The sequence below is a fragment of the Rhodococcus sp. NPDC060176 genome (assembly GCF_042728675.1).
Taxonomy (GTDB): Bacteria; Actinomycetota; Actinomycetes; order Mycobacteriales; family Mycobacteriaceae; genus Rhodococcus_F.
Genome location: NZ_JBHWYS010000007.1, coordinates 263,623 through 289,071, shown reverse-complemented (window position 1 = coordinate 289,071; position 25,449 = coordinate 263,623). Strand labels below are relative to the sequence as shown.

Genomic DNA, 25,449 nt, shown 5'->3' with positions numbered 1-25,449 from the left:
GACGTTGAACGGAATGCCTGGCCAGGATCAAATATTGACAAATTTCCAGGCGATATGCATGCATTCAGACAGGGTTCGAAACCCTCCGCGCCCACCGAAGAAATTCAACCCCGATCTGCATGTCAATGCAGATCGGGGTTTTTCATTTCCGACAACTAATTGTCCTTAATACGCCATTCTGGACGCATGTCCAGTTCTGTGATCGAAGTAGCCGTCGACCCGAGGCGTGTGCATCCCACCCGTCCGCACATCCATATCGCCGAGATGCCGAGTCTGAGTGTGGCGTTGTTCGCGGGGCAGACGATCCGGGTTCGTTCCCAAAGCGACGCACTGGCGACCGGGATTGCCCGTGTCTGGGAAATCAACCGAATGCACCGCTTGATCTATCTGACGATCGACTGGGACGGGTAGAGATCGGCTCGGGCAGACACGTGACGGTTGGCCAGAGAACGAGCGCCGCTGCTACAACTACGCTCGTGCAAATTTCGGTTCGTTCGTCCCAATCTTGGTTCAGTGCGCGAGCCGCCGGCCTTCTCCTCGGCTTCGCTGCGGATCGGGTCTTCGCCGATCCGGGACGGTTCCATCCGGTTGCCGGCTTCGGTACCGCAGCTATCGCGCTGCAGAAGATTTCCTACCGAGACTCGCGGACGGCCGGAACACTTCATGTCGCCGTGCTCGTGGCAGGGACCGCGGGGCTCGGCCTCGCGGCCGAAACAGCGTCGCGCCGGGCAGGTTGGGTGGCCGTGACGAGTACGACGGCGTTAGCCACCTGGGCCGTGCTCGGCGGGACGTCGCTCGCACGCACCGGCGACGACATGGCCGCGAGGTTGGATGCCTCACGCGTCGATGGCGACCTGACGGCAGCGCGTGAGCTTCTCCCTTCACTGTGTGGACGTGATCCCTCGGTGCTTGGCGAAGAGGGCCTCACACGAGCTGCACTGGAGTCGGTCGCCGAGAACACATCCGATGCGAGCGTCGGCGCATTGTTCTGGGGCGCAATTGCGGGCGTGCCAGGTCTGTTCGCGTACCGCGCCGCCAACACACTCGACGCGATGATCGGTTACCGCTCCGAGAAGTACCTCAGATTCGGGTGGGCCGCGGCGAGGTTCGACGACTTGGTCAACATCGTCCCCGCTCGGCTCACGGGAGCGCTGACGGCCGCGTGTGCACCGGTGGTGGGCGGCTCGGTGCGGGAATCACTGACAGCGTGGAAACGCGACGCAGCGGCTCATCCAAGCCCCAATGCGGGCGTCGCGGAAGCGTCGGCGGCAGGGGCATTGGGCATTTCGCTGGGAGGTCGGACCGAGTACGCGCACGGCGTGGAGATGCGGCCTGTCCTCGGCGGTGGGCCTGCGCCTGCGCCGAACGATCTGCGCCGCGCGTCGAGGCTTTCGTCGGCGGTGCAGATCAGTGCAGCAGTGGTGGCAGCGGGTATTTCAGCGGGTATTGCCGTATCGATCGGCAAGTTTGGCTTCCTGCGCCGTCAGCGGCACTGACTCCGGTTCCGGCTTCTTACGGCGGGTGAAGGTACGAGCCGGTTCAGCGGGGGGTGCGGCAGGCGCGGACGCCGTTGCCTCTGGGGTCTTCTCGGTAGCGGCGTCGTCGGTCGCAAAGCCCTCGACAGCTGCTTGAGCTGCCTTCTCCTTGCGACGTTCGCGCCACTCCGCGCGAATGAAGTAGGCCAGTCCGAGCGGCGCCATGATGCCGAAAGCCAACCATTGGAACCCATACGAGAGGTAGGGACCCGCGTCGAGTTGGGGGAGCGGAATCGTGCCGAGACCGCCGGGCTGGTCGGGTTCGAGCTGGATGTACGCGTCGATCAGGTCCGTTCCGATGAACTCGCCGATAGGTTGTGCGTCGATGGAGTAGACCTGCTTCGCGCCGTCCTCGAACATCGGAACTCTGCCGGGCGCAGTACCTTCCGAGAGGCGCACGCGGCCGTTGAGCGTCACCGGATCGGTCGGCGGCGCAGCGATGGGAGGTGCCTCGGCGCCGTTGATCGGCCGAACGTATCCGCGATTGACGAGGATCGTGCGACCGTCGTCCAGGCGGAAAGGCGTCAGGATCTCGTACGAAGGCGCGCCCTCGATGGACTGCAGGCGGACGAGAATGTCGGCGTCGGGCAGATAGGAACCTGCCGCGGTGATGTTTCGCCATTCGTCGTCCGGTGCGATCGTCGAATCGGAGATGACATCACCGATCGGCACGGTTTCCGCGTTGATCGAGTTCGAGATCAGATCATTGCGATGCTCGGTCTTGGTGTTCTTGCCGAGCTGCCACGGAGCGAGCACGGTGAAGCACAGGTAGGCGAAGAGCCCGACCACAGCTGCCAGTACCAACCAACCGGGCCGCAACAGGAATTTCAGTCTTCGCACACGTCCACGGTATCCGTTGCCCGAACGGGAGTGAATTTTGCTCCGGGTTCAGGCCCGCTGGCGGATCCAGTCGAGTATGTCGGGAATGGCCGCTTCGATCTGGTCTCGAACCAGTTCGAAGTCCTCCTGATCCCCGTAGTACGGGTCTGGGACAGATTCTCCGTCCGCCTCGGGGTCGAACGATCGCAGTAGCCGCCGCCGCTCGGTGGGCACGCCGAGATGAGCAAGCTCACGTTCGTGGCCGGTGTCGAGGGCGACGACCAGATCGGCCGCCAGATGATCTGCATTGACCTGCGCGGCGCTGTGGCCCGTCGGATATCCGGCCGCGCGGAGCACGACGTTGGTCCGCTCGTCGGCCTCGCTACCGGTGTGAAACCCCTCGGTACCGGCGCTGCTCACACGAACCCTGTCAGCGAGACCTTCACGGCCCAGATGCGCGAGCAAGATCTTCTCTGCCATCGGAGACCGGCAGATATTGCCGGTGCACACGAAAGTCACATGGAGCGGTTCAGGCGCGGCCATCGAGTAGTCCTCCCAGTTCGGATGCCGACGATACGGAGCAAAGAGCTTGCCGCGCTTCCTCGGCGGAACCGTAGCCCCATTCGACGACGACGGTGGGAATGCCGTATTTCGCGGCGCCGAGTACGTCGTGATCACGATCGCCGATCATGAGCACGTCGGGGGTTCCGCCGTCGGCGGCGAGGACGGGAGTGATCCCGAGTGAGGTCAGCGAGTGCGCGATCACGTCCGGCTTCGCCCGGCGGGTTCCGTCGTCGCTCGCCCCGCCGATGAACTCGAAGTGCTCGGCCAGGCCGAAATGTTCGAGGATGCGAATGGCGAACCGTTCCGACTTCGAGGTGGCGACGGCGAGCCGGGTCCCGTTCGCGCGAGCCTTGCCCAGGACGACGTCCATGCCCTCGTACACCGAGTTCTCCTGCCACCCGGTCGCGTCGTATCGCTCGATGTACGCGGCGATCGCCCGGTCGACGTCGGCCGGGGTCATGCCGAGTGATCTGAAGGTGTCGACCATCGGCGGGCCGATGACCGATGCCAGCATCTCCTCCGTCGGCTCCGGATGGCCGACACTTGCCAACGCATGTCGGAAGCCGCCGTGAATGCCGGGAGCGGAATCGGTGATGGTTCCGTCCAGATCGAACAGAACTACCGGAAAACGGTCGAGGGGTGATGTCGTCACGGCACTCATTGTCCCGGACGGCGGGGGTGATGTCCGCGCGCAGTGCCCGACCGTAGGCTGGCCGGGTGAGTACCGGAACGGTTGACCTGGAGAGCTTGCGACATCACGGAGATGTCGAAGCCGAGCCCGGGTTGCTCGATTTTGCCGTCAACGTTCAAGGCGCCGGCCCACCGCAGTGGCTGCGGGATCGGTTGGCGGCGCGGCTGTCGACGCTCGGTTCCTATCCGTCGGCTGCAGCGGAACTGAAGGCCCGCGAAACCGTCGCGCAGCGGCACGGGCGCCGACCCGAAGAAGTCTTGCTGCTCTCTGGCGGTGCCGAGGGTTTTGCGATGTTGCCGCGCCTGAATTCTCGCTCGGCAGCACTGATCCATCCGTCATTCACCGAGCCGGAACTGGCGCTGCGAGAGGCCGGTGTACCGGTGACGCAGGTGATTCTGGAGCCGCCTTTCGAGCTTCGGGCTGCGCAGGTACCGGAATCCGCGGACCTTGTCGTTCTGGGTAATCCGACCAATCCGACGTCCGTGCTTCACCCCGAGGCCGATGTGTTGGCACTGCGTCGGCCCGGCCGGATCCTGGTGGTGGACGAAGCCTTCGGCGACGCGGTCCCCGGCGAAACGGAGAGCGTCGCGGGTGTCGAGTCGGCGGATGTACTCGTGCTTCGCAGCCTGACAAAGACGTGGGCGCTCGCCGGATTGCGGTGTGGGTACGCGATCGGCTCTCCGGATCTTCTGGCTCGATTGGCGCACGGTCGAGCGCACTGGCCACTGGGCAGTCTGCAGATCGAAGCCATCACGGCGTGCTGCGAACCGTTCGCGGTCGAGCAGTCGAGGATCAAAGCCGAAGCGATTGCCGCAGACCGCCGAGACATGGCCCGGCGACTGACCGAGATCGGGGTTGCCGTGCACGAACCCGCTGCGGGGCCGTTCGTGCTCATCGACCTCTGCGACGGTGCCGCGATGCGAGAGCACCTGCGTGCCCGCGGTATCGCCGTCCGCCGGTGCGACACCTTTCCCGGGCTCGGGCCGGATCAGTTGCGTGTGGCGGTCCGTCCAGCCGAGCAGGTCTCGGTTCTGATCGAAGCGATGAAGGAGATCTTGTGAGCGGCCCAACTCTTGCGGACGTCATAGCCGTGCTGGAATCCGCCTATCCGCCTGCCCTGGCGGAATCGTGGGATTCGGTCGGCCTGGTCTGCGGCGATCCGGCCGACGCCGTCACGAGAGTGGTTTTTGCGGTGGACCCGACCGAGGCCGTGGTCGACGACGCCATCGCCTCCGGCGCCGACCTTCTCATTGTTCACCATCCACTGTTGCTGCGTGGGGTGGATACCGTCGGTGCTCACACCCCCAAGGGCGCGTTGGTCCACAAGCTCATCAAGGCCGGGTGTGCGCTGTTCTCGGCGCACACCAATGCGGACTCCGCCGACCCCGGAGTATCCGACGCTCTGGCGCAGGCTCTGGGCCTGACCGTGCTGCGCCCGATCGAACCAAAGCCGACGCAGCCGCTCGACAAGTGGGTCGTCATGGTTCCGGTGGAGAATGCGCCGGTCGTGCAGGACGCACTTTTCGAGGCGGGGGCGGGCCGGATAGGTGACTACAGCCAGTGCAGTTGGACCGTCACGGGTACGGGTCAGTTCCTTCCGGCCGACGGTGCGAATCCGACGATCGGGACTGTCGGCGCTGTGGAGCAGGTTCGCGAGGATCGGGTGGAAGTGATTGCCCCGCGCGGAAAGCGAAGCGCGGTGCTGGGCGCACTGCGGACTGCCCACCCGTACGAGGAACCGGCCTTCGACGTCTTCGAACTTGCAGCGTTCCCCAGTTCGCTCGGTCTGGGTCGGGTAGGTGAGCTCGAGCACCCCGAAACTTTGCGGGAGTTCACTGCGCGAGTGGCGCGCTCACTGCCCTCGACCGAGTGGGGCGTTCGCGCCGCTGGAGATCCAGACGCGACCGTTCGTAAGGTGGCGGTCTGCGGCGGTTCCGGCGACTCGTATCTGGACGTGGTGGCGGGACTGGGCGCCGACGTCTACGTCACTGCGGACCTGCGGCATCATCCCGCGGACGAGCATCTTCGCGCCGGTGGCCCGGCACTGGTCGACGTCGCACACTGGGCGAGCGAATACCCCTGGTGTGCGCAGGCGAAATCTGTGCTCGACGCCGCGTTTGCCGACAATCCGGGGTGGGAAAGCCGGGTTTCGACAATTCGCACCGATCCGTGGTGTTTGAGTGCGCATTAGTGCAGGGCTGTGCAAGGTACGGTTGCACGAACAATTCAAGAGCAGTTCTTCGAGAGCCGTCCTTCGCGAGCACTGCCGACATCGGACTTACAGCAGGAGTTATACAGCGTGAACGTCGAACCACAGGTGCAATCCAAGCTTCTCGACCTCGCCGGGGTGGATGCTGAGCTCACTCGGATCACCCACCGACGCGGAGCGCTTCCCGAGCAGCAGGAAGTCGAACGTCTCGAGGCCGAGCGAATCAGCCGCAAGGATGCGTCCGTAGCCGTCGAGATCCAGATCGACGACATCGATCGCGACATCCGCAAGCTCGAGGGCGAGGTCGACGCTGTTCGTCAGCGCGAGGACCGTGACCGCACGCTTTTGCAGAGCGGGTCGGTCGGGGCGAAGCAGCTCACCGAACTCGAACACGAACTCGGCAGCCTGGTTCGGCGCCAAGGACTCCTCGAAGACGAGTTGCTCGAAGTGATGGAGCAGCGTGAGGCGTTGCAGGCCGATCACGATCACGCCGGTGCCCAGCTCTCTCAGGCCGAAGAAGAACTGATCGACGCCAAGCGTCGCCGCGACGATGCCGTCGCTGATCTGGACAAGGCGCAGGAGCGTTGCGCCGCCGATCGTGAACGACTCGTCGGCGAATTTCCCGCCGATTTCCTCGCGGTGTACGAGAAGCAGCGCACCCTGGGCGGACCGGGCGCAGCACTTCTGCAGGCCCGCCGATGCGGCGCTTGCCGGATCGAGATCGACCGCGGTGAGATCTCCCGAATCGCCGCGACGCCGGCCGACGTCGTCGTTCGTTGCCCAGAGTGCAATGCAATCATGGTGCGTACCAAGGAGTCCGGTCTGTGAGTCTCTCGCAGGTCATCGTCGAGGCCGACGGTGGATCGCGGGGCAATCCCGGTCCGGCCGGCTACGGAGCTGTGGTGTTCGACGCCTCGCGCTCGGTGTTGGCCGAACGCAAGGAAAGCATCGGAATCGCGACCAACAACGTCGCCGAGTACCGCGGACTGATCGCCGGGTTGACCGCTGCCGGTGAACTCGGCGCGTCGACGGTCGACGTCCGTATGGACTCGAAGTTGGTCGTCGAGCAGATGTCCGGGCGCTGGAAGGTCAAGCACCCGGACATGATTCCGCTGCAGCGACGTGCGGCCGAGTTGGCGACGCAGTTCTCACGAGTGACCTACACGTGGATTCCGCGCGGCGAGAATTCTCATGCCGATCGTCTTGCCAACGAGGCGATGGACGCGGCTGCCGGCATCGAAACCGGCCCAGTCGCACCTTCGGCCCCCGCACCTGCTGGACCCGCCGCGCCGTCCGAAGATACGTCGGAGCCGCAGATCGCCGGCTCGCCGGGATGGATCGCTACCACCGGCAAGCCCACACGAATGTTGTTGCTGCGTCACGGCCAGACAGCGATGTCGGTCGATCGCCGCTACTCCGGTCGCGGCAATCCGGAGCTCACGGAACTGGGCCGAGCGCAGGCCGCCGGCGCTGCCGGACGCTTCGGAAACCGCGGCGGTATCGACGCCATCGTCTGCTCACCCCTCGGCCGAACCCGCGAGACGGCAGAGGCATCAGCCCGCGTGCTCGGCCTACCCGTCATCGAGCACAAGGGTTTGATCGAAACCGATTTCGGTGACTGGGACGGACTCACGTTCCGTGAGGCAGCCGAGCGTGACCCGGAGCTGCATCGCGAATGGCTCTCGGACACTTCGGTGCGCCCACCGGGCGGCGAGAGCTTCGACGAGGTGCGAGAACGAGTCCTCGCCGCGCGCGACGACCTGATCGCGACCTACGGCGGCGCAACGCTGTTGGTCGTCTCTCACGTCACCCCGATCAAGACTTTGGTGCAGTTGGCTCTCGACGCCGGGCCGTCGTTGCTCTACCGGTTGCATCTGGATCTGGCGTCGCTGAGCATCACCGAGTTCTATCCCGACGGGGGAGCATCGGTGCGGTTGGTCAACGACACGTCACACCTGCGCTGAAAAGCCCAGACGGCTGATCAGCTGCAGATCAGATCACCAACCACAGGGCACTCACCGCGGCGAGCAGCGTCAGCGGCGTCGTGATGACCCCAAGGAGGGTGAACGTCGCCAGCGTGGGCGGTGCGCCCGCGCTGGTGGCAACTCGTCGCCAGAGCATCGTTGCCAGTGAACCCACGTAGGTGAGGTTGGGGCCGAGGTTGACGCCGATCAACATCGCAAGCACCAGAGCTGGAGGTGCCGCCGTCCCGAGCGCGGCGATCATCAGCAGCGTCGCCGGCAGGTTGTTGACGAGATTGGACGCAACCGCCGCTACCGCGGCGACAAAGAGCAGTGAACCGTAGCTGGTGTCACTGGGGAGGATCTGCGCAATCCATTCGCCCACGGGCCCGTTCGCGACTCCGGCGACGATGATTCCGAGAACGAGGACAAACGCGCAGAACCAGAGGTCGGCAGCGTAGACCATCTTGGCGGCGGTCGTACGGTGCCGAGCCAGAGCGATCGCTCCCAGAACACCGGCGCCCACCACAGCGATCCAGGCGGGTTCGATCCCGAAGAAACCTGAAACCGCGAAACCGAGAAGCGTCATAGCGATCACCGTCAGCGGCAGAATCGGCGCGGGCGAGGAACTTTTACTTGCCGGTGGCTCTGTGTTTTCGGAGCGGACGAGTTCGGATCGGAAGAACAGTCGGAAGATCAGATATTCGACAGCGATCGTCACGACCCACGGCAACGTCATCAACGCGGTGAAGTGCAAGAACGTCAAACCTGTTGCGGCAAATGCGATGAGGTTGGTCAGGTTGGACACCGGCAGCAGGGTCGACGCCGAATTCGACAGGTGCGCACTGGCATAGGAATGCGGCCGGGGACTTGCTCCGATGGATCGTGCGGCCGCGATCACCGCGGGTGTCAGCAGCACGACGGTGGCGTCGAGGCTCAGGACCGCCGTGGTCAGGGCGGCGGCGCCGAACACATAGATCAGCAACCGGTGCGGATCGGCGAGGGATTTTTGCTGCAGGACCTGGCTGACCCAGCGGAAGACACCGAGAGCGTCCGCGGCGTGAGCGAGAACCAGCACGGCAACGAGGAACACGACGGTAGGCGCCATGCTCGTCAGTTCTTCGCGGGCTTCGTCGAGAGTGACGACACCGGTCAGGAGCACGATCACGGCTGCTGGGCCGGCAACGGTGATTTCGGGAAGTCCGCGTGGACGCACTATCGCAAAGACGAGTACGGCGGCGACGAGCAGGATGGGAAGAAGAGTCACGCGGTTGTGCTCCGCGTCGGGGCGAGCGTCATTTGAGCAGTTTGTAGAGCGTGTTCAGGTTTCGGGTTGTCGTGAACGCCTTGAACTTCGGTTTGCCGGTGTTCTTGCCGAACGCGCTCTTGACAGTCTGGCCCTTCTCGACCTCCCAATACAGGACCCCGTCGCCGGCCGCGACCCGTTCGACCGAGGCATCGAGTTGCGCTGCCGCAGCGCTCAATTCCTCGAGGACTGCCGGCTCGGAGGCAACCATCGCGTACGCGTGCCAACCTTCGCGTTCGCGCTCGAACGGATAGTTGTCCACGATCGCCTGCAGTGCCGGGATGTCGAGGACGAATACCCAAGCCTCGTAGCCGAACTCACGGGCCAGGGCGGATTCGATCTGCTTCTTCAGTGAAAGTATCTCGGTGCTCGGACTGTCGAACAGCACGTTGCCGGAGGCCAGGACGGTTTTCACGCCTTCGAATCCGAGGTCGGTGAAGACTCTCGCGAGGTCCACCATCTTGATGTTGATGCCGCCCACGTTGATACCGCGTAGCAGGGCCACGTACCGAGTCATAAGGTGACCATAGTGCCGGCCGCCGACAGGCGCCCGGTAGCATACGGGGGCGGACGAGTTGGCCGGGCGGCCGCGGCTTCTGGAACCAGCGCGTACCGCGCACAGGCCTGGGGCCGAGGAAAGTCCGGACTCCACAGAGCAGGGCGGTTGTTAACGGCAACCCGAGGCAACTCGCGGGACAGTGCCACAGAAAACAGACCGCCTGCCTTTCGAGGCAGGTAAGGGTGAAACGGTGCGGTAAGAGCGCACCAGCACCTCGGGTGACCGGGGTGGCTAGGTAAACCCCGCCCGGAGCAAGGTTGAAGGTCGCATCGCTCGCGGTGCGGCTGCGCAGGTGTTCGAGGGCTGCTCGCCCGAGCCTGCGGGTGAACCGCTCGAGGCACCCGGCGACGGTGTGCCCAGATGGATGGTCGCCACTCGGCACTTCGGTGCCGCAGGACAGGATCCGGCTTACACGCCGACTCGTCCGCCCGCGATCTGCACAGTGAGAAAAAGAAGACCCCCACCGGATCGGTGGGGGGTCTTCTTTGTTCGAAAAGCTGTCAGACAGGCTTGATGACCAGCAGCGTAGCCCAGTACGTTGCCGCGTCATGGCCCATGAGCGGGAGGAGGTAATCGTAAAGAATTGCGGACATGCGCACTCCATTTTCTGTTCGTAGCTTGTGTTGGGCATTCAAGCAGAACTCACCGTTCGAATGTCCGGTTCTCACCTGCCAGGCCAAGTAGAAAGAATATCAGTCTCACAGCGATCTACAAGCTTCTATCTCACTCTGATGTCACACTGTGGATATGACTGATGAAGATCGACTCTGGTACTTCGACGTGTCCGACGGTTCTGTCACGCAGGGAAAGGGTGCGTCCTCGCTGACGAGGATGGGGCCGTACCCTGATCGGGACTCTGCCGAGCACGCTTTGAAGATCGCTGCCGAACGCAACAAGGCGGCCGATCGGGCAGACGAAGACTGGAACAACTGAGCCTGGAACAACTGGGACCGGTACAGCTGCTACACCGGCCCGAACCGATCATGGAGGATGCGTGCCCGCAAGTCGAATGATGGTGCAGGGAATCGACTTCGGAGTGGTTCGGGCGGAGTTCGATTTGCCAGGAGCATTCTCGGCCCCGGCGCAAGCCGAGGCCGAGAATGCCGTGGATCGTTTCGGCGACGGGCGTGTCGACGAAACGGCAATTGCCTTCGTGACCATCGACCCGCCCGGATCGATGGATCTCGACCAGGCAGTGCACATCGAGAAGACTTCGACGGGTTTTGTGGTGCACTACGCGATCGCGGATGTCGCGGCAGTAGTGACGCCGGGCGGCGCCCTCGACATCGAAACCCGCAAGCGGGGCCAAACTTTCTATCTCCCGGACGGTTCCGTCCCGCTGCATCCTCGTGCGTTGTCCGAGGGTTCTGCGAGTCTGCTGCCGGACGTGGTTCGCCCCGCCGCGCTGTGGCGGATCGAACTCGACGCGCAGGCCGAGCCGACGTCGTGGCAGGTGAGACGCGCTTTGGTGAAATCGGTGGCACGTCTGGACTATTCGACCGTGCAGCGCGATGCCGACGCGGGAACCTTGCATCCGTCGATCACGGCGTTGCCCGAGTTCGGCCGTCTCCGTAGTGCCTCCGCGATTGCCAGGGGAGCAATCGAGCTGAAATTGCCCGAACAGTCAGTGGTTCGGGAGCAGCCCGAGGACGAGTCTTCGGGCCGCTGGCGGATCGAGTTGGAGCCGCGCACCGAAGCTGACGACTGGAACGCCGAAGTCTCGCTGCTCACGGGCATGTGCGCCGGGCGCATGATGATCGACGCAGGTATCGGGTTGCTTCGCACCCTGCCGCCGGCCGAGGAGTCCGCGGTTCGGACCCTGCGGAGAACTGCAGTGGCGCTGGGTATCACGTGGCCGGAGGGTCACAGCGTCGGGCAGATTCTTGCCGGCCTCGATTCGAGTGAGCCGTCGACGATGGCGCTGATGTCGGTTGCGCCGTCGTTGCTGCGCGGGGCAGATTACGCGGCCTTCGACGGCCAACTACCGGAGTTGACGGTGCATGCGGGGATCGGCGCGCCCTACGCTCACGTGACTGCTCCGCTGCGCCGCTTGTCCGATCGCTTCAGCACCGAGGTGTGTCTGGCGATCACAGCTGGTACGCCGGTACCGGAATGGGTGCGCGCTGCCCTTCCCGAGTTGCCCGACATCATGAGTGGGTCCGACTCACTGGCGAACAAGGTCGACCGCGCGTGCATCGATCTCACCGAATCCACCTTGCTCGACGGCCGGATCGGCGAGGTTTTCGACGCGGTGGTGATGCGCGCCAAGGACGGAAAGCGCTCGGCGGAAGTATTTGTCCCGTCGGTCGCGGTGATCGCGAAATGCGTCGGAACGCCCGACGACGGTGAGCGCGCGAAGGTGCGGCTCACCGCCGTCGACACTCTCAAAAGGACGGTGGAATTCACGTTCCCGGCGTAGGGAGTTACCGGTAAGAATCGGTGGCTTCCACCAGGTGATGCACGATGCCGGGCTCCATGGCGGAATGTCCGGCGTCGTCGACGATCACGAGCTTGGATTCGGGCCACGCCTTGTGCAGCGCCCAGGCGCTGGTGGCCGGGCAGACGACGTCGTAGCGGCCCTGGACGATGGTCCCCGGAATGCCCTGCAGTGCGGAGCTTTTGCGTAGGAGTTGGTTCTCGTCGAAGAACCCGCCGTTGACGAAGTAGTGGTTCTCGATGCGGGCGAAGGCCAAGGCGAACCTGGTCTCGGAGTTCTGTTCGATCTTGTCTGCCTGTGGGTACAGGTAGCTTGTCGATCCTTCCCAGGCAGACCAGGCGATGGCTGCGCGGGCCGCGACGTCGGGGTCTTCGGAATGGAGCAGTTGGTGATAGACCGCGACGAGGTCTTCGCCGCGCTGCGCCTCGGGTACCGGTTCGAGGAATTTGTCCCAGCGCTCCGGAAAGATGTTTCCCGCGCCGCCGTTGTAATACCAGTCGATCTCGCTGCGACGCAGGAGGAATATCCCGCGGAGGACGAGTTCGGTGACACGCGTGGGAAACGCCTCGGCGTAGGCGATGGACAGTGTGGAACCCCAGGACCCGCCGAAGACCATCCACTTGTCGATCGAAAGATGTTCGCGCAGCGCTTCGATGTCGCCCAGCAGCTTGTCCGTCGTGTTCACCGACAGATCGGCGCCGTCGGCCACATGCGGGGTGGATCGACCGCAGCCGCGCTGGTCGAGCAGAACGATGCGGTAGGCGGCCGGATCGAAGAACTGCCGTACCGCCGGTTGCGCGCCGCCGCCGGGACCGCCGTGCAGGAACACCACCGGCTTGCCGTCTGGATTTCCGCTGACTTCCCAGTACATGCTCTGGCCGTCACCGACGTCGAGGAAACCGGTCACAAACGGCTCGATCGGAGGATAGAGATTCCGAAGAGCAGACGGCTGTGCTGATGTTTCGGTCATCAGAAGCCCACCAGGCCGGAGGCGAGATCGGGGATCTCGAGTGCGGAAATCGCGCCGGTACGGACGTCGGGGCACGCGGCCGAGGTTGCCGCGTCGATACTTTCGCGGTTCTGGGCGAGATCGAGCAGGTTGATGCCGTTCTGCGTCGCCCACGTGATGACGATCGTGTTCAGTCCGCCCTTGCCGAGCGTCGGGGTGACGGTACGCCAGTTCTGCAGCTGCCCTTCCATATCCGAGCACAACTGCTGGACCTGCGCGTCGGTGAAGGTGGTGCCGGACGCGGACGTTGTTGCCGGCGCCGTCGTGGTGGAACTCGCGGGCGTAGTACTGCTGGGCGCGGGAGAGTTGGTGGACCCTCCCGCGCATCCGCTCAGCACCGTGACGAGAGCTGCCGCGCCGACTACAGCTGCGGCAGTAGAACTTCGACGGTTACCGATCATTGAACGCACCCCTGGCTGGTTGAGAGACAGGCGGCGTTCGCCGGTCTCGGATCAGAAACTGTGTTCTGCGGCCGGGAATGCGCCTGTGCGAACTTCTGATGCATAGGCTGCGGCTGCGGAACGCAGTTCGTCACCGACGTTACCGAAACGCTTGACGAACTTGGCTGTCTTACCGCTCGTGTAACCCGCCATGTCCTGCCAGACGAGTACCTGAGCGTCGCATTCGGAACCGGCCCCGATGCCGACGGTGGGGATGGTGAGTTTGCGGCTGACCTGGCCTGCGATCTCGGCCGGGACCATTTCCATGACGACGGAGAACGCTCCGGCTTCCTGGACTGCAATGGCGTCCGCCACAAGCTGCTCGGCCGCGTCGCCGCGACCCTGGACGCGGAAACCGCCGAGCGAGTTCACGGACTGCGGGGTGAATCCGACGTGAGCCATGACGGGGATGCCGGCCGAGGTGATAGCCGCGATCTGCTTGCTCATCCGTTCGCCGCCCTCGAGCTTGACGGCGTGTGCGAGGCCTTCCTTCATGAATCGCGTCGCAGTCGCCAGGGCTTGCTCGGCCGAACCTTCGTACGTGCCGAACGGGAGATCGGCGACGACGAGTGCGTGCGGAGCGCCGCGCACGACGCCGCGAACGAGCGGAAGCAGTTCGTCGACGGTGATCGGCACGGTGGTGTCGTAGCCGTAGACGACGTTGGCGGCAGAGTCGCCGACCAGCAGCACCGGGATGCCTGCGTCTTCGAAGATGCGTGCCGTCGAGTAGTCGTAAGCGGTGAGCATCGACCAGCGTTCGCCGTTCTGCTTCATCTCGGCGAGGTGGTGAATGCGCGTCTTACGCTTCGGTGCATCGGTAGAGCTTGCAGTGGGTACAGAACCATAGAGAGGTGTTTCGGACATCGTTGTCCCTTTCTGGCCTCGAGGCCCTGAGCGTTGATCGCCTTCGGGTCCCCGGGTGTGGGTGATGACGTGTTCAGTCTGCCACCGGACGTCGCCGACACGAATAGCTGACAGGGTGCAATGGGTCACATCACCGCGCGCGTACCAGGTATGCGCCGAAACGAGGCGAACCGCTGGCTACCGAGGTTTCCTGGCACCATCAATGGCATGTCGAAGTTCGTTCGCCTCTCCGGTGCCCTCGCCGGAAGCGCAGCAGTGCTCGTGTTGGTTGTCGGTTGCACCAGTTCGGAAGGCGCGTCCGAATCAGTGGAATCTGCTGGTTCTGCCGCGTCCGCGGTGCCGTCCGGCCTCGAGAAATTCTACGAGCAGACGCTCGACTGGGGATCGTGCGACAAATTCGTCGAAGAAGGAACGGCGCCGCTGGGGCGTGGGGTCGACTGCGCCGAGGTGAGCGTTCCCGTCGACTACGCGAATCCGAACGGCGACACCGCGAAGGTAGTGATCTCGCGTTCGAAGGCCACCGGTGACCGCATCGGTTCGCTGTTGCTGAACCCGGGCGGACCGGGTGGGTCCGGACTGTCGATGGCGACGTCGGGTTCGGGCACCGAATTGCAGGAACGCTTCGACATGATCGGTTTCGATCCGCGGGGAATCGGTGCGTCGACCCCGCAGGTGCGGTGTCTGACGCCGGAGGAGATCGATGCGGAGCGTGCAGAGGTCAACGTCGACATGACGCCGGAAGGTATCGCCCTCGCCGAGGCGGACAGCAAGGACTACGCCGCCAAGTGTGCCGAGCGGACGGGTAGGGAGTTCCTCGCCCACGTCGGTACCTACGAGGTAGTGCGGGACATGGACGTCATTCGGGGCGTTCTCGGTGATCCGAAGATGAACTACCTCGGGTTCTCGTACGGCACCCGGCTCGGATCCACTTACGCCGAGACCTTTCCGCAGAACGTTCGAGCGATGGTCCTCGACGGCGCGCTCGATCCCGAGCAGGATCCGATCGACGAGGTGGTCTTGCAGGGGCAGGGTTTCCAGGGCGCATTCGACGCCTTTGTCGCCGACTGTGTCTCGCGAACGGACTGCCCGTTGGGTGACGATCCGGCGCAGGCGCAGGCACGCTTCCAGGCACTCGTCGATCCGCTGATCGAGAAGCCGGCGGAGACCACCGATCCACGCGGGCTGAGCTATTCCGACGCGATCACCGGCGTCCAACAGGCCCTGTATTCGCCGCAGTTGTGGACTCCGTTGCGTGGAGGTCTGTCGAGTCTGGCCGACGGACGCGGCGACTCGCTGCTCAATCTCGCGGACATGTATGAAGGCCGTGAAGACGACGGCAGCTACTCCAACATCAACGACGCGTTCAACGCCATTCGCTGCGTGGACGATCCGGCAACCACCGACCGCGCCGAAGCCGGCGAATCCGACACTCGGTACCGCGAGGCGGCGCCGTTCCTCGACGACGGACGGGGGACCGGTCAAGCACCGCTCGACCTGTGCGCGTTCTGGCCCGTTCCGGCAACCGGCAGCCCCCACGCGCTCGACCCCCAGGCGCTCGCTGACGCCGGTCTGCCGCAGCTGGTCGTCGTATCCACGACGCAGGATCCGGCGACCCCGTATCAGGCCGGAGTGGATCTCGCGAAGCAGTTGGGCGCCGCCCTCATCACGTTCGACGGAACCCAGCACACGGTGGTTCTGGACGGAAACTCCTGCGTCGACGATGCCGTCGTCGACTACTTCGTTTACTTGAAGGCTCCGGAAGAAGGTCTCACATGTTAGCCGGCGCGAGGCCGTACGCTGCGCCTATTCGATGGTGACCAATCACTCTGTTAACCGGGACCACTGATGTAACACAGATTTAACGTGGCTTGCTTAGTCTCGCGTGCATGGATCGCCAAAAAGAATTCGTGCTTCGTACCCTGGAAGAGCGCGACATTCGGTTTGTCCGCTTGTGGTTCACCGATGTTCTCGGGTACCTCAAATCGGTGGCGATCGCCCCCGCCGAACTCGAAGGTGCCTTCGAGGAGGGAATCGGATTCGACGGTTCCGCCATCGAGGGATTCTCGCGAGTCTCCGAAGCCGACACCGTCGCCCGACCCGACGCTTCGACATTCCAGATCCTGCCGTGGGCCCACAAGGACGGTGCGCAGCATTCCGCGCGCATGTTCTGTGACATCACGATGCCCGACGGTTCACCGTCGTGGGCAGATCCGCGCCACGTCCTGCGTCGCCAGTTGAGCAAGGCCAGCGATTTGGGCTTCAGCTGCTACGTTCACCCGGAAATCGAGTTCTTCCTGCTGGAAAACGGTCCGATCGACGGCACCCCGCCGATCCCGGCCGACTCGGGTGGATACTTCGATCAGGCCGTCCACGATTCGGCTCCGAACTTCCGCCGCCATGCCATCGACGCACTCGAGTCGATGGGCATCTCGGTCGAGTTCAGCCACCACGAGGCCGCGCCGGGGCAGCAGGAGATCGATCTGCGCTACGCCGACGCACTCTCGATGGCCGACAACGTCATGACGTTCCGGTACGTCGTGAAGGAGGTCGCGATCGGTGAAGGCGTGCGGGCGAGTTTCATGCCCAAGCCGTTCAGTGATCAGGCCGGCTCCGCGATGCACACCCACATGAGCTTGTTCGAAGGCGATACCAACGCCTTTCACAATCCTGACGATCCGATGCAGCTCTCCGAGACCGGCAAGGCATTCATCGCCGGCATCCTCGAGCACGCCAACGAGATCAGTGCGGTCACGAACCAGTGGGTCAACTCGTACAAGCGGCTCGTTCACGGGGGAGAGGCTCCCACCGCCGCGTCGTGGGGCCCGTCCAACCGATCGGCTCTCATCCGCGTCCCGATGTACACGCCCAACAAGGCGTCCTCGCGCCGCGTCGAGATCCGTAGCCCAGACTCGGCTTGCAACCCGTATCTGACCTTCGCGGTCCTGCTTGCTGCCGGTCTTCGCGGCATCGAGAAGGGCTACACCTTGCCGCCCGAGGCAGAAGACGACGTGTGGTCGTTGACCTCCGCCGAGCGTCGCGCCATGGGTTACAAGGAACTGCCGAGCAACTTGGACAGCGCTCTGCGCGAGATGGAGAAGTCGGAACTGGTGGCCGAAGCACTCGGCGAGCACGTCTTCGATTTCTTCCTGCGCAACAAGCGTCGTGAGTGGGAGGAATACCGCAGCCACGTGACGCCGTTCGAGCTCAAGACCTACCTCGGTCTGTGACGGTGAAACCGCCCGCTGCGAGATCAGCAGTTCCAGGACCGGGTCGTCTCGGGCTGGTCGAGCCCACCGCCGCCGACGAGTTGCGTCAGCTCGGTTGGGTCGACGCCGAGAGCATCGAACTCTTGTGGTCGCTTTCGCGTGCCGCGAACGCCGATCTAGCTCTGCGCACTCTTGTGCGGATCAAGGACGGGCTCGGCGACGGGTGGCGTGAACTCGATCAGGCATTGCGCAAGGACAAGAGCCTGCGCGGCCGTTTGTTCGCGCTGGTGGGTGCGTCGTCGGCATTCGGCGATCACCTGGCGGCGGATCCGATCGGTTGGAAACTGCTCGACGGCACCGCTCTGCCGACCAAGGACGAGGCGACTGCGGCCTTGCTCGAGGCCGTGGGTGCCACGCTCGACGAAGGCGCCACCGAAGGCTCATTAACCTACCGTGCCTCCGTGACCGGACCGGAAGCTGTTGTGGCTCTGCGTAAGAGCTACAAGGATCAGCTGATGCTTCTGGCCGCGGCTGATCTTGCAGCGACCGTCGAGAACGAACCGGTGGTGCCGTATCAGACTGTGGGGCATCAGCTTTCCGACCTGGCTGACGCTGCGCTGACCGCTGCACTCGCGGTAGCCATTGCAACGGTGTGCCCTGAGGGTAGTTGTCCGATCCGGCTCGCAGTGATCGCCATGGGCAAATGTGGAGCGCGCGAGCTGAACTACGTCTCCGACGTCGACGTCGTGTTCGTCGCCGAACCGGCCGACGCGACGGCAAGCCGCGTTGCCGGTGAGATGATGCGTATCGGAACCTCCGCATTCTTCGAGGTCGACGCTGCGCTGCGTCCCGAAGGTAAGCGCGGAGAACTGGTTCGCTCGCTCGAATCCCACATCACGTACTACAAGCGTTGGGCCAAGACCTGGGAGTTCCAAGCGCTGCTCAAGGCTCGTCCGATGACGGGCGACATGGAGTTGGGCCGCCAGTACTCCGAGGCGATGAGCCCGATGGTGTGGATCGCCTCCGAGCGCGAGGACTTCGTCCCCGAAGTTCAAGCCATGCGTCGACGCGTCGAGGAAATGGTTCCCCCCGAACTACGTGAGCGTGAACTCAAACTCGGCCGCGGAAGCCTGCGCGACGTCGAATTTGCCGTCCAGCTCCTGCAATTGGTGCACGGACGGGCCGACAGTTCGTTGCACGTGCAGAGCACTGTCGATGCACTGACCGCCTTGGCCGCGGGTGGATACGTCGGCCGCGACGACGCCGCGAACCTGACCGCGTCGTACGAATTCCTGCGTCTGCTCGAGCACCGTCTGCAGTTGCAGAAGCTCAAGCGCACGCACACTCTGCCGCCGCCGGACGACGAGGAAGCGCTGCGCTGGTTGGCGCGCGCCGCACACATGCGACCCGACGGTCGGCTGGATTCCCTCGGAGTCCTGCGCGCCGAGATCAAGCGGAATTCGCATCGTATTCGCCGCCTGCATGCCAAATTGTTCTACCGCCCGCTTCTCGAATCGGTAGCGCGGATGGACAAGGAAGCGCTGGTCCTGGGGCCCGAAGCCGCGGTGAGGCAGTTGGCCGCTCTCGGTTACACGGCGCCCGAGCATGCACTCGGACATCTGACCGCACTGACCAGTGGCGCTTCGCGCAAGGGTCGGATTCAAGCGCTCCTGCTGCCGACGCTGCTCGAATCCCTCGCGGACACACCTGATCCCGACGCCGGTCTGCTCGCCTACCGCAGGCTCTCGGATGCGCTCGTCGACCAGACGTGGTTCCTGCGCCTGCTCCGTGACGAGGCTGCGGTCGCCGAGCGTCTGATGACCGTGCTGGGCTCGTCCGCGTACCTACCCGACCTGCTCATCAAGGCTCCCGACGTGATCCGCTTGTTCGCGGATTCACCGAGTGGACCGCGCCTGGTCGAGCCGAAGCCAGAGGATGTCGCTCGCGGGATCCTCACCGCCTCCGGTCGACACAGTGATCCGAATCGCGCTGTTGCCGCGGCCCGCTCGCTGCGCCGACACGAACTTGCCCGCATCGCTTCGGCCGACATCCTCGGCATGCTCGATGTTCCCGCGGTCTGTAAGGCGCTGTCCTCGGTCTGGGCTGCGGTGCTCAACGCGTCGCTCTCCGCTGTGATCAAGGCCAGCGTCACCGAACTCGGGACCGAGGCTCCCGCCAGTTTCTCCGTCATCGGCATGGGCCGATTGGGCGGCGGGGAACTCGGCTACGGATCCGATGCGGACGTTCTGTTCGTGTGCGAACCCCGCGAGGGCGTCGACGAGACCGTTGCGGTCAAGTGGGCCAACAGCATTGCCGACAAGGTGCGCAAGCTTCTCGGGGCTCCGAGTACAGATCCACCACTCGAGGTCGACACCGGGCTGCGCCCGGAAGGTCGCAACGGACCGATGGTACGAACCCTGGAGTCTTACGACGCGTACTACGCGAAGTGGGCTCAGGCGTGGGAGATTCAAGCACTCCTTCGTGCGCACCCGGTGGCCGGTGATCCTGAATTGGGACTGCGGTTCCTGCACATGATCGACAAGACCCGCTACCCCGAAGGCGGCGTCAGTGACGCGGCGGTGCGCGAGATCCGGCGCATCAAGGCGCGCGTCGATTCCGAAAGGCTTCCTCGCGGAGCCGATCCGGCAACGCACACCAAACTGGGTCGCGGCGGTCTGGCCGACATCGAGTGGACTGTGCAGTTGCTGCAGCTGCGGCACGCCGACCAGATCGAGACGCTGCACAACACGTCGACGCTGGAGACTCTCGACGCCATCGGCGCCGCGGAACTGCTCAGCGAAGGCGACGTCGAACTGCTACGTGACGCCTGGATCACCGCAACGAAGGCACGCAACTGCCTCGTTCTGGTCCGCGGTAAGCCGACCGATCAGCTTCCCGGTCCCGGACGCGTCCTCGCGGCCGTGGCGCAGGTCGCCGGATACGGCGACGACGCAGGGGAGTTCCTCGACAATTATCTGCGCATCACGCGTCGAGCAAAAGCTGTGGTGGAGAGGGTGTTCGGCGGCGAGTAGCGCTCTCGCTCAGTCCTGCCGGATCGACGCGTTCGCGGCGAACTTACGCACTTCGGCGTCCTGCCACACGTGGGCGGGAACGCCGCCGCCGAGGAGCTCGCGCGCGAGCGCTGGTTGCCCGCCGATCGGTGCGTCGCTGCCCGCGATGATCATGTTGCCGTAGCGGCGACCCTTGAGCATTGCGGGATCAGCAATGATCGCCATGTGTTCGAACTGTGCGCCGATGGTCGCGGCCTCGGTCCGAGCGCCCTGCAGATCCGGGGTGTCGCCGCAGTTGACGATGTAGATACCGCCCGGGGCAAGTATGCGTCGTACGTGGGTGGTGAATTGAGCCGTCGTCAGCGGAGTCGGAGTTGTGCTGCCGGCGAAGACATCTCGTATCACGATGTCGCGGGTGGACTCGGTGAGAGTTTCCGTGACGGCGCGGGCCTCGCCGACGCGAATGCGCAGCAGTGGTGCGCGCGGAAGGTCGAACCAATCGCGCACGAGTTCTGCCAGAGCGCCGTCGATTTCGACCACCACTTGTCGTGCGTCGGGGTAAGTGGCGGCGAAGTACCTGGCCATGGAGCAGGCACCGCCGCCGAGATGCAGGACCCGCAGACGCTCGGCCTTGTCACGTTCGGAATCGACCAGATGCGCGATCCACCGCATGTATTCGAAATCGAGCACCGTGGGATCCGCGACGTTCACGTGGGAACTGGGCACTCCGTTGATCTGGATGATCCAACTGTCGTCGGAGTACTGATCGCGGACAAGCTCGCACGTCCCGGTATCGATGGGGAAAGTGCCGGCGACGGGACCGGACTCGCCTCGCTCGGGAGCACTGCTGCGAGTTCTGGTCTTGCGAGTTCCCTTGGCCACTGTGTCCATGTTAGCCGTGCGCCTTTTTGCTAGCGCCCACTACCAAAAAGGCGCACAGACCGGCAGTATTCTCGAGCTACTTCAGGCACACTCGTACCTGGAGTGTGATCGGTGACACAAATGCCGGCGCGTTCTTTCGTCGTCCGTGCATCACGAAGAATTTCGAGGAGTGCAGGTGAAGGTCAAGGCAGCGGTAGTCAAGGCGCCAGGTCAGGCATGGGAGATCGAAGAGGTCGAGCTGGGCGACCCGGTCTCGGGTGAGGTACAGGTCCGACTCGCCGCATCGGGACTGTGCCATTCGGACGAACATTTGCGCACGGGCGCCAGCCCGTTGCCCTTCTTCCCGGCCTTGGGCGGCCACGAAGGCGCCGGAGTGGTGACGAAGGTCGGCCCGGGTGTCACGAGCGTCGAAGAAGGCGACCACGTGGTTCTCGCCTTCATCCCGGCGTGTGGACGTTGTCCGTCTTGCGCGAAGGGTCTACAGAACATCTGCGACGAGGGAGCCGGCCTGTTGACCGGGCAGGCGATCTCCGACAAGACGTACCGCGTCACCCTTAACGACGAGCCGGTCATCCAGATGTGCCTGCTCGGAACATTCTCGCCGTACGTGACCGTCAACGAGGCGTCGGTGATCAAGATCGAGAAGGACATCCCGCTCGACAAGGCGGCCTTGCTCGGCTGCGGTGTCGCCACCGGCTGGGGATCGGCCACCGCGATCGGTGGAGCCAAGGTCGGCGACACGGTGGTGGTCGTCGGCGTCGGCGGCGTCGGAATCAACTCGGTGCAGGGTGCGGCGTCCGCCGGAGCACGATTTGTGATCGCGATCGATCCCGTCGAGTTCAAACGCGACAAGGCAAAGGAATTCGGCGCCACACATACGTTTGCCTCACTCGAGGAAGCGCTACCGGTGATCGGCGAGATCACCTGGGGCAAGATGGCCGACGTCACCGTGATCACCGTGGGCGAGATTCACGGCGACATCATTCAGCCCGCGCTCAGTGCGACGGGCAAGGGTGGCCAGGTTGTTGTCGTCGGAATGGGGCATTACGCGGATTCGCAGGTGACGCTCAGTCTCTTCGAGCTGACCCTTCTGCAGAAGCGTTTGCAGGGAGCCATCTTCGGCGGGGTCGGGCCACGGTCCCAGATTCCCAAGTTGCTCGATCACTACCGAAGCGGCGCACTCAAACTCGACGAGTTGGTGACCAAGACCTACAAGCTCGAGGAGATCAACGAGGGTTACGCCGACATGCTGGAGGGAAAGAACCTGCGCGGCATGATCGTCTACACGGAGGACGATTACTGATCGTTTCCCTTTGCCTGAAGGCTCCGGCCCGGCACCACGCTTCGTGGTGTCGGGCCGGAGCCTTCTGCCCCCACGCACATTTCTGTCGATCGATGCGTCGATCGCGCCCGTAGTGGGCACTCGCAGGGTGAGGAAGTCGGGCAGCGTGTCCGGGCCTCAGTCCACGACTCGACAGAGAAGAGCAGAACATGCCCTACATCACCACCTCCGACGGAACCGAGATCTATTACACCGAGCACGGCACCGGCCGGCCGATCGTCCTGAGTCACGGGTGGCCGCTGAGTTCCGACGCATGGCAGGTCGAGATGAAGCTGTTCGCCGACGCAGGCTACCGGACAATTGCCCACGATCGTCGAGGACACGGTCGCTCCTCGAAGACGTACACCGGCAACGACATGGATACCTATGCCAAGGACCTGGCTGAGCTGATCGACACCCTCGACCTGAAAGACCTGATCCTGGTTGGCCATTCGACCGGCGGCGGAGAAGTGGTCCGTTACGCGGCGCAGCACGGCAAAGGGCGCGTCGCCAAGGTGGTCACTGCCGGCGCCGTTCCACCGATCATGGTCCAGTCGGACAGCAACCCCGAAGGCACACCGATCGAGGTGTTCGACGGAATCCGCAAGGGCGTGCTTGGGGACCGATCGCAGTTCTACAAGGACCTCAGCGAGAGCTTTTACGGCGCGAACCGCGAAGGCTCCGATGTCTCGCAGGGAGCGAAGGACGACTTCTGGCGACAAGGGATGTTGGTTAACCTCGCCGCGGCCTACGACTGCGTCAAGGCATTTTCGGAGACTGACCAGACTGCCGATCTCGAATCCATCGACGTTCCGATCTTCATCGCTCAGGGGGACGACGATCAGATCGTGCCGATCGGCGCGGCGGCGGAGAAAGCAATCAAGCTGGTGAAGAACGGCACGCTGAAGGTATATCCGGGTGCACCGCATGGGATCTACGGCTCGTATCAGGAGACCCTCGACCAGGACATTCTCGCCTTCATCGAGGACTGACGTCAGCGAGGCGGAAGGACCGGAGTCGGAAGGAGCGGAGTCGGAAGGACCACAGTCGGAAGGATCAAATTGCCATGACCACACACGTTGCTTCGCTTCGCCATGGTCCCAGCGTCTTCGAGAACGAACTCGGCTCGATCTCGCAGCTCGACACGAGTTCGTTGCCGATCCTGTCCGGTCTGTCGATCAAACGAATTGTTCTCGGCCCCGGCGCGATCCGCGAACCACAATGGAACGTCAACGCGAACCAGATCGCCTACGTCACGAGCGGAACTGTCCTTGTCTCGATGTTGGGCAATGCCGACGAGTTCGCAAGTTTCGTGGTGCGAGCGGGGCAGATGTATCACGTCGAATCCGGCGCGATTTATCACATCGAGAATGTCGGCGAGGGGGAGGCGGAGATCATCGCTGCCCTGCGTAGTTCTCTGCCGCAGCACTTTTCGTTGCAGAGTAGCGTCAGCGCAATGTCGAACGCGGTGCTCGGCAACACGTACGATCTCGCCGCATCAGCCTTCGATGTCTTCGGTAGAGCCGATGCATCCCAGATAGTTCGGCGGGACGGCCCCGCCGTCGTTCCCGATACCGCCGGCCTTCCCAACGTGCATCTCTTCGATCTCGAAGGCCAGATCGCCCCTCTCGCCTATGCGTACGGACAGGCGAAGGTGGCGCGCAAGCAGTATTGGGCGGCGCTGGAGGATCTTTCGATGTACTCGTTGACTATTCGCGAGAGTGGGATGCGTGAGCCACACTGGCATCCCGTCACTGCCGAGATGGGATACGTGCATCGTGGTCATGGACGGATGACGGTTCTCGATCCCGACGGGTCACTCGACACCTACCTACTGGCGCCCGGTCAGGTGTATTTCGTTCCGCGTGCCTATCCCCACCACATCGAGGTTCTAGGCGACGAGGAAATCAACTTCCTCATCTTCTTCGACCAGCCGACGCCGGGCGACATAGGCTACCGTGCAACGGCTTCCGCGTTCTCACGCAGCGTTCTCTCGGCCTCCTTCGGCGTTCCGGAACGCGATCTGCCGCAATTTCCTTTCACCCCGATCGATCCGCTCATCGTCTCGCGGAACAATCCGATCGACCAGGACTGACCGGCAAGGACGCCCATCATGACCAGCACGCTCACCGTGACCGATCACGGGACGACGCTCGACTTCACGTACGAGGATGCCCTCCGCTATCACGGTCCGCAGGCCCCGGGCGGCGTGGCGCATGCCTACAAGGTTCTCGAGCGCGCTCTCGGTGTGTTCGGTGGGGAAGGCTCCGTCGAGCGTCGCGAGCTGGTCGTCACCACCGCACACGGCGGACCAGGAGTGCGCGATGCGTTCGAGTTGGTCACGCGCGCGGTGACAGAAGGGAGGTACACCGTCGACAGTTCCCTGGCCAGACCTGAACGTGGAAATGCACTCGCACTGTATGTATTTCGGGTCGACTACCGCGGCGCGAGCGTCACGCTGACTGTTCGGGAGGGATTTGTCGTCGAAGAGTTCATCACTCTCGCCCGCAAAGGTGACCGGACGGTCGAAGACGAGGCGCGGCTGACAGTGCTCAAGCAGGAGATGGCGGACCGAGTGATGTCGAGCCCGGCCGAGAGCGTGTACGACGTCGAGGACACGCTCTCGGTCTGACCG

General features: G+C 63.8%; 24 protein-coding genes and 1 other RNA gene. 16 read left to right on the top strand and 9 right to left on the bottom strand.

Translation table 11 applies throughout. The features are described from left to right. Positions 1 to 186: 186 nt before the first annotated feature. Positions 187 to 411 (top strand): hypothetical protein, encoded by a 225-nt coding sequence (locus ACFWEM_RS27370; protein ID WP_378538897.1) that lies wholly within the window; start codon positions 187 to 189, stop codon positions 409 to 411. 65 nt (positions 412 to 476) lie between these two features. Next, a complete protein-coding gene (locus ACFWEM_RS27365) occupies positions 477 to 1,496 on the top strand; it encodes a cobalamin biosynthesis protein (protein WP_378538896.1) in 1,020 nt (339 codons plus the stop codon). On the opposite strand, the gene ACFWEM_RS27360 is transcribed toward ACFWEM_RS27365, so the two are convergent. Genes ACFWEM_RS27360 through ACFWEM_RS27350 form a run of 3 tightly spaced genes read right to left on the bottom strand, consistent with a single transcriptional unit; the run spans position 1,437 to position 3,579 of the window. Then, entirely contained in the window at positions 1,437 to 2,375 is a 939-nt protein-coding gene (locus tag ACFWEM_RS27360; protein WP_378447941.1) for an SURF1 family protein, read from the bottom strand. The genes ACFWEM_RS27365 and ACFWEM_RS27360 overlap by 60 nt on opposite strands. Before the next feature lie 48 nt (positions 2,376 to 2,423). Further along, a complete protein-coding gene (locus tag ACFWEM_RS27355) occupies positions 2,424 to 2,897 on the bottom strand; it encodes a low molecular weight protein-tyrosine-phosphatase (RefSeq protein ID WP_378538895.1) in 474 nt (157 codons plus the stop codon). Further along, on the bottom strand, positions 2,884 to 3,579 hold the full coding sequence (locus ACFWEM_RS27350; RefSeq protein WP_378538894.1) for an HAD hydrolase-like protein: 696 nt from the start codon (positions 3,577 to 3,579) through the stop codon (positions 2,884 to 2,886). The genes ACFWEM_RS27355 and ACFWEM_RS27350 overlap by 14 nt, the downstream gene beginning before the upstream one ends. Before the next feature lie 56 nt (positions 3,580 to 3,635). Here ACFWEM_RS27350 and cobC point away from each other — a divergent pair, with 56 nt between their 5' ends. From cobC to ACFWEM_RS27330, 4 genes are all read left to right on the top strand, one after another. Beyond that, positions 3,636 to 4,670 (top strand): Rv2231c family pyridoxal phosphate-dependent protein CobC, encoded by a 1,035-nt coding sequence (cobC, locus tag ACFWEM_RS27345; RefSeq protein WP_378538893.1) that lies wholly within the window; start codon positions 3,636 to 3,638, stop codon positions 4,668 to 4,670. Continuing rightward, positions 4,667 to 5,800, top strand: a complete 1,134-nt coding sequence (locus tag ACFWEM_RS27340; RefSeq protein WP_378538892.1) for a Nif3-like dinuclear metal center hexameric protein — start codon at positions 4,667 to 4,669, stop codon at positions 5,798 to 5,800. Before cobC ends, ACFWEM_RS27340 begins: the two co-directional genes overlap by 4 nt. Positions 5,801 to 5,908: 108 nt before the next feature. Continuing rightward, a complete protein-coding gene (locus ACFWEM_RS27335; protein ID WP_019748955.1) occupies positions 5,909 to 6,646 on the top strand; it encodes a zinc ribbon domain-containing protein in 738 nt (245 codons plus the stop codon). After that, positions 6,643 to 7,782, top strand: coding sequence for a bifunctional RNase H/acid phosphatase (locus ACFWEM_RS27330; protein WP_378538891.1), 1,140 nt, complete (start codon positions 6,643 to 6,645; stop codon positions 7,780 to 7,782). Before ACFWEM_RS27335 ends, ACFWEM_RS27330 begins: the two co-directional genes overlap by 4 nt. A 28-nt stretch (positions 7,783 to 7,810) precedes the next feature. Here ACFWEM_RS27330 and ACFWEM_RS27325 read toward each other — a convergent pair whose 3' ends face one another. Both ACFWEM_RS27325 and ACFWEM_RS27320 read right to left on the bottom strand, forming a co-directional pair. Continuing rightward, on the bottom strand, positions 7,811 to 9,046 hold the full coding sequence (locus ACFWEM_RS27325; RefSeq protein ID WP_378538890.1) for an SLC13 family permease: 1,236 nt from the start codon (positions 9,044 to 9,046) through the stop codon (positions 7,811 to 7,813). Positions 9,047 to 9,074: 28 nt separating this feature from the next. Continuing rightward, positions 9,075 to 9,602 (bottom strand): DUF1697 domain-containing protein, encoded by a 528-nt coding sequence (locus tag ACFWEM_RS27320; RefSeq protein ID WP_378538889.1) that lies wholly within the window; start codon positions 9,600 to 9,602, stop codon positions 9,075 to 9,077. A 54-nt stretch (positions 9,603 to 9,656) separates the two neighbouring features. On the opposite strand from ACFWEM_RS27320, the gene rnpB reads away from it, so the two are divergent. From rnpB to ACFWEM_RS27305, 3 genes are all read left to right on the top strand, one after another. Then, an RNA gene (gene rnpB / locus ACFWEM_RS27315) (RNase P RNA component class A) lies at positions 9,657 to 10,071 on the top strand. Positions 10,072 to 10,391: 320 nt separating this feature from the next. Continuing rightward, positions 10,392 to 10,577, top strand: a complete 186-nt coding sequence (locus ACFWEM_RS27310) for a hypothetical protein (protein ID WP_007735457.1) — start codon at positions 10,392 to 10,394, stop codon at positions 10,575 to 10,577. 76 nt (positions 10,578 to 10,653) lie between these two features. Next, complete coding sequence (locus tag ACFWEM_RS27305; protein ID WP_378538908.1) at positions 10,654 to 12,063, top strand: RNB domain-containing ribonuclease; 1,410 nt, start codon at positions 10,654 to 10,656, stop codon at positions 12,061 to 12,063. A 4-nt stretch (positions 12,064 to 12,067) separates the two neighbouring features. On the opposite strand, the gene pip is transcribed toward ACFWEM_RS27305, so the two are convergent. The 3 genes from pip to panB are packed head-to-tail and all read right to left on the bottom strand — an operon-like array spanning position 12,068 to position 14,394. Then, positions 12,068 to 13,051: a prolyl aminopeptidase gene (gene pip / locus ACFWEM_RS27300; RefSeq protein WP_378538888.1), complete on the bottom strand. Its 984-nt coding sequence runs from the start codon at positions 13,049 to 13,051 to the stop codon at positions 12,068 to 12,070. Continuing rightward, positions 13,051 to 13,491, bottom strand: a complete 441-nt coding sequence (locus ACFWEM_RS27295; protein WP_230813774.1) for a hypothetical protein — start codon at positions 13,489 to 13,491, stop codon at positions 13,051 to 13,053. The genes pip and ACFWEM_RS27295 overlap by 1 nt, the downstream gene beginning before the upstream one ends. A gap of 51 nt (positions 13,492 to 13,542) precedes the next feature. After that, the gene (gene panB, locus ACFWEM_RS27290) at positions 13,543 to 14,394 is read right to left on the bottom strand and encodes a 3-methyl-2-oxobutanoate hydroxymethyltransferase (RefSeq protein WP_003941624.1); all 852 of its coding nucleotides are present in this window, start codon (positions 14,392 to 14,394) and stop codon (positions 13,543 to 13,545) included. A 207-nt stretch (positions 14,395 to 14,601) separates the two neighbouring features. Here panB and ACFWEM_RS27285 point away from each other — a divergent pair, with 207 nt between their 5' ends. From ACFWEM_RS27285 to ACFWEM_RS27275, 3 genes are all read left to right on the top strand, one after another. Then, the gene (locus tag ACFWEM_RS27285) at positions 14,602 to 16,173 is read left to right on the top strand and encodes an alpha/beta hydrolase (RefSeq protein ID WP_378538887.1); all 1,572 of its coding nucleotides are present in this window, start codon (positions 14,602 to 14,604) and stop codon (positions 16,171 to 16,173) included. 107 nt (positions 16,174 to 16,280) lie between these two features. Then, a complete protein-coding gene (locus tag ACFWEM_RS27280; protein ID WP_003941637.1) occupies positions 16,281 to 17,621 on the top strand; it encodes a glutamine synthetase family protein in 1,341 nt (446 codons plus the stop codon). Beyond that, positions 17,618 to 20,632: a bifunctional [glutamine synthetase] adenylyltransferase/[glutamine synthetase]-adenylyl-L-tyrosine phosphorylase gene (locus ACFWEM_RS27275; RefSeq protein WP_378538886.1), complete on the top strand. Its 3,015-nt coding sequence runs from the start codon at positions 17,618 to 17,620 to the stop codon at positions 20,630 to 20,632. The genes ACFWEM_RS27280 and ACFWEM_RS27275 overlap by 4 nt, the downstream gene beginning before the upstream one ends. A 9-nt stretch (positions 20,633 to 20,641) precedes the next feature. Here ACFWEM_RS27275 and ACFWEM_RS27270 read toward each other — a convergent pair whose 3' ends face one another. After that, on the bottom strand, positions 20,642 to 21,502 hold the full coding sequence (locus tag ACFWEM_RS27270; RefSeq protein WP_378538885.1) for a spermidine synthase: 861 nt from the start codon (positions 21,500 to 21,502) through the stop codon (positions 20,642 to 20,644). A gap of 166 nt (positions 21,503 to 21,668) precedes the next feature. On the opposite strand from ACFWEM_RS27270, the gene ACFWEM_RS27265 reads away from it, so the two are divergent. From ACFWEM_RS27265 to ACFWEM_RS27250, 4 genes are all read left to right on the top strand, one after another. Continuing rightward, entirely contained in the window at positions 21,669 to 22,796 is a 1,128-nt protein-coding gene (locus ACFWEM_RS27265) for an NDMA-dependent alcohol dehydrogenase (RefSeq protein ID WP_095969992.1), read from the top strand. Positions 22,797 to 22,984: 188 nt separating this feature from the next. After that, on the top strand, positions 22,985 to 23,806 hold the full coding sequence (locus ACFWEM_RS27260) for an alpha/beta fold hydrolase (RefSeq protein ID WP_378538884.1): 822 nt from the start codon (positions 22,985 to 22,987) through the stop codon (positions 23,804 to 23,806). Positions 23,807 to 23,880: 74 nt separating this feature from the next. Then, positions 23,881 to 24,909 carry a cupin domain-containing protein gene (locus ACFWEM_RS27255; protein WP_378538883.1) on the top strand — a complete coding sequence of 343 codons (1,029 nt, stop codon included), beginning with the start codon at positions 23,881 to 23,883 and terminating at the stop codon, positions 24,907 to 24,909. A gap of 18 nt (positions 24,910 to 24,927) precedes the next feature. Continuing rightward, positions 24,928 to 25,446, top strand: coding sequence for a hypothetical protein (locus ACFWEM_RS27250; RefSeq protein WP_378538882.1), 519 nt, complete (start codon positions 24,928 to 24,930; stop codon positions 25,444 to 25,446). Positions 25,447 to 25,449: the final 3 nt, after the last annotated feature.

Excerpts from the sequence above, each read along its gene's own strand:
- ACFWEM_RS27305 (WP_378538908.1), top strand. The coding sequence starts at position 10,654 with ATGATGGTGCAGGGAATCGACTTCGGAGTGGTTCGGGCGGAGTTCGAT.
- ACFWEM_RS27285 (WP_378538887.1), top strand. The coding sequence starts at position 14,602 with ATGTCGAAGTTCGTTCGCCTCTCCGGTGCCCTCGCCGGAAGCGCAGCA.
- ACFWEM_RS27355 (WP_378538895.1), bottom strand. The coding sequence starts at position 2,897 with ATGGCCGCGCCTGAACCGCTCCATGTGACTTTCGTGTGCACCGGCAAT.
- ACFWEM_RS27310 (WP_007735457.1), top strand. The coding sequence starts at position 10,392 with ATGACTGATGAAGATCGACTCTGGTACTTCGACGTGTCCGACGGTTCT.
- ACFWEM_RS27255 (WP_378538883.1), top strand. The coding sequence starts at position 23,881 with ATGACCACACACGTTGCTTCGCTTCGCCATGGTCCCAGCGTCTTCGAG.
- ACFWEM_RS27295 (WP_230813774.1), bottom strand. The coding sequence starts at position 13,491 with ATGATCGGTAACCGTCGAAGTTCTACTGCCGCAGCTGTAGTCGGCGCG.
- ACFWEM_RS27320 (WP_378538889.1), bottom strand. The coding sequence starts at position 9,602 with ATGACTCGGTACGTGGCCCTGCTACGCGGTATCAACGTGGGCGGCATC.
- panB (WP_003941624.1), bottom strand. The coding sequence starts at position 14,394 with ATGTCCGAAACACCTCTCTATGGTTCTGTACCCACTGCAAGCTCTACC.
- ACFWEM_RS27260 (WP_378538884.1), top strand. The coding sequence starts at position 22,985 with ATGCCCTACATCACCACCTCCGACGGAACCGAGATCTATTACACCGAG.
- ACFWEM_RS27280 (WP_003941637.1), top strand. The coding sequence starts at position 16,281 with ATGGATCGCCAAAAAGAATTCGTGCTTCGTACCCTGGAAGAGCGCGAC.
- ACFWEM_RS27270 (WP_378538885.1), bottom strand. The coding sequence starts at position 21,502 with ATGGACACAGTGGCCAAGGGAACTCGCAAGACCAGAACTCGCAGCAGT.
- ACFWEM_RS27370 (WP_378538897.1), top strand. The coding sequence starts at position 187 with ATGTCCAGTTCTGTGATCGAAGTAGCCGTCGACCCGAGGCGTGTGCAT.
- pip (WP_378538888.1), bottom strand. The coding sequence starts at position 13,051 with ATGACCGAAACATCAGCACAGCCGTCTGCTCTTCGGAATCTCTATCCT.
- ACFWEM_RS27250 (WP_378538882.1), top strand. The coding sequence starts at position 24,928 with ATGACCAGCACGCTCACCGTGACCGATCACGGGACGACGCTCGACTTC.
- ACFWEM_RS27350 (WP_378538894.1), bottom strand. The coding sequence starts at position 3,579 with ATGAGTGCCGTGACGACATCACCCCTCGACCGTTTTCCGGTAGTTCTG.